Origin of the sequence: Siphonobacter sp. (genome assembly GCF_048595215.1) — a bacterium.
GTDB lineage: Bacteria > Bacteroidota > Bacteroidia > Cytophagales > Spirosomataceae > Siphonobacter.
Map to the genome: position 1 here is coordinate 1 of NZ_JBMDWJ010000196.1, position 2,584 is coordinate 2,584.

3 protein-coding genes are annotated in these 2,584 nt (G+C 49.5%); 2 read left to right on the top strand and 1 reads right to left on the bottom strand.

What is annotated here, in order from left to right; genetic code table 11:
• Positions 1–143: 143 nt before the first annotated feature.
• A complete protein-coding gene (locus tag ACOJTG_RS11875) occupies positions 144–1,331 on the bottom strand; it encodes an ATP-binding protein (protein ID WP_420154003.1) in 1,188 nt (395 codons plus the stop codon).
• 199 nt (positions 1,332–1,530) lie between these two features.
• Here ACOJTG_RS11875 and ACOJTG_RS11880 point away from each other — a divergent pair, with 199 nt between their 5' ends.
• Both ACOJTG_RS11880 and ACOJTG_RS11885 read left to right on the top strand, forming a co-directional pair.
• On the top strand, positions 1,531–1,923 hold the full coding sequence (locus ACOJTG_RS11880) for an NUDIX hydrolase (protein ID WP_420154004.1): 393 nt from the start codon (positions 1,531–1,533) through the stop codon (positions 1,921–1,923).
• Between the two features lie 75 nt (positions 1,924–1,998).
• A partial coding sequence (locus tag ACOJTG_RS11885; RefSeq protein WP_420154005.1) for an HD domain-containing protein occupies positions 1,999–2,584 on the top strand: 586 nt, incomplete at its 3' end.

The following is a 2,584-nucleotide window of genomic DNA, read 5'->3' on the forward strand; positions in this document are numbered from 1 at the left end:
CTAGTTTGGCAGAAATGGAGTTACGGCAGAAGATTATTCGTAGGGTATTCTTCTTACGATACGTCAGAATTTTTATTGATGGAAGCAGTACCGTACTCCCTTTCTGCGTCATTGAAGGATTGAGTTCCTGTAGACTACCCCCTTCATTCTTCCCTGAATTGCTGCAATTCCTGCATGAGGTCCGTTAGCGAAAGAGCAGTGACTTCACTAGAAAGCGGAAAGCGTTCCTTGCCCGCGTACACCACCAAGCGACGAGTAGCCCTGACGTCTTCACAACCCAGGTAAAACCCTTTCGAAACCGTTGGGGTAAGCGAACGCTTGATTTCAATAGCGTAGATCTCGCGGGTATTTCGTTCCAGCACCAGATCAATCTCAGCTCCGGCGGAGGTACGGTAAAACCAGGGTGTCCAGCCCACGGGTAGTACCGATAGAATATTCTCCACCACAAAGCCTTCCCAACTGGCTCCCACTACAGGGTGCCCTAATACGTCGTCCAGCGTGGTTAATTGTAACAGGGCGTGGGTAAGACCACTGTCACGTATATACACTTTAGGCGTTTTGACGAGCCGTTTCCCCACGTTGCCTGACCAGGGCCGAAGCGTACGAATCAGTAGTAAATCTTCGAGCAGTTCCAGGTAACGCTTAATCGTAGGGGCCGTCAGATCCAGACTAGCTCCCAGTTGAGCCAGATTTACCTGAGCCCCCTGTTGATGAGCCAGCATGGTCCAAAGCCGCCGTAGCGTAACGGCAGGAATACGCGGGCCCAGTTGCGGTACGTCCCGCTCCAGATAGGTACTGATAAAGTTCATTCGCCACCGCAAACTGGCGATATCCGTACGGGCCAGATAGCTATCGGGAAAACCTCCCCGTAGCCACAGCTGATCCTGATTGGAAGGGATTGCCTGCAAAATTTCGAGGGCATTCAGGCCGGGTAGTTCCACGTAGGCAATTCGTCCGGCCAGCGATTCGGAGGACTGTTTCAATAGGTCCAGCGAAGCCGAACCCAGAATTAAAAACTGCGACGTTTTATAGCCCTGCCGCCGACGCCGATCGATGACGCCACGAAGAATGGCGAAAAGCTCGGGAACCCGCTGTATTTCATCCAGAATGATAAGTTTACCCTCGTGCAATTGAAAATAGGCTTCCGGCTGACTAAGTTTAGCCAGGTCGCTTGGACTTTCCAGATCCAAGTAGATGGGGTCGGGACTGATCATGGCGGCAATCTCTTCCGCCAGCGTCGTTTTGCCCACCTGCCGAGGGCCTAATACGCCTACCGCCGGATATTCCTCTAGCAAACGAATAATTTCAGCTTGTGCTTCTCGATTAATCATCCTTGTAAATCTAATATTTTATTTTCGATTTGCAAGGATGAAATACGTGGATGCGTGAAGGAACTGTAACGTCATAACCTGGAATACTGTGCATTTTTAACAACCTCTACTTATTATATGCCTTGGTGGTACCAGCGTAAGCTTGGGAACTTTTACAACGCTATTCATTTTTAACTATCAGCTCATTATTTACTTGCCTATGATCGATAAATTAGCCTGGGTACACTTGGAAAATTACCAGATTCTGGTAGCCCGCAGTCGTAACAAAGACTTGTATTACATTCCCGGTGGCAAACGCGAAGCTGGCGAAACGGACGCCGAGGCTCTGATACGGGAAATTCAGGAGGAACTCAGCGTGCAACTTCAATCCGAAACAATAACCTGGATCGGAGCCTTCGAAGCTCAGGCTCACGGGCAGGCCGAAGGCGTACAGGTACGACTGAGCTGCTACACCGCCGCCTACCAAGGAACGCTGCACCCGGATTCAGAAATTGAAGAAATGGTGTACCTGTCTTACGCAGATCGGGCGAAAGTTTCCGTGGCGGCTCAGTTGCTGTTTGATGCTCTTTTCGAAAGCGGTCTGTTACGATAGGGTAAGAACAGGCTTTGGCTCATTTAAAAATCCGCGTACTTTTGCGGTTTTAACCATCCTTCAATCATCTAGACTATGTCATTTGACAAATTGCTTCAACAACTTTCCTTCATTCAGGAAATCGACAAACTTAAGTATATCCAGCGAAAAACCCGTTTGTTTAACAGCGATCGGCACGAAAACGACGCCGAGCATAGCTGGCATCTGGCCCTTATGGCGATGGTACTGGCCGAGCACGCCAACGAACCCGTCGATGTGTCGAAAGTCATTAAAATGCTTTTGATTCACGACATCGTTGAAATTGATTCAGGGGACGTGTTTCTGTTCGATACCCTGCTCAATCACGATGATGCAACGGCCGAACACAAAGCTGCTCTTCGCATTTTTGGGTTGCTTCCCGAAGAACAAAGCAAAGAATTCCTGACGATCTGGGAAGAATTTGAGGCCCGCGAAACGCCCGAATCCCGGTTTGCTCACGCCATCGACCGCTTTGAGCCGGTACTGCAAAACGTGTCCAATCAGGGCGGAAGCTGGAAGGAATTCAACGTGGATTACGAAAAAGTCATTCAAAAAGTCGGCGTGATCGACAAGGGCTCGAGTCACATCTGGGACTTCGCCAAAACGATGATCGATGATAGTCTGGAAAAGGGGTACATCCAGA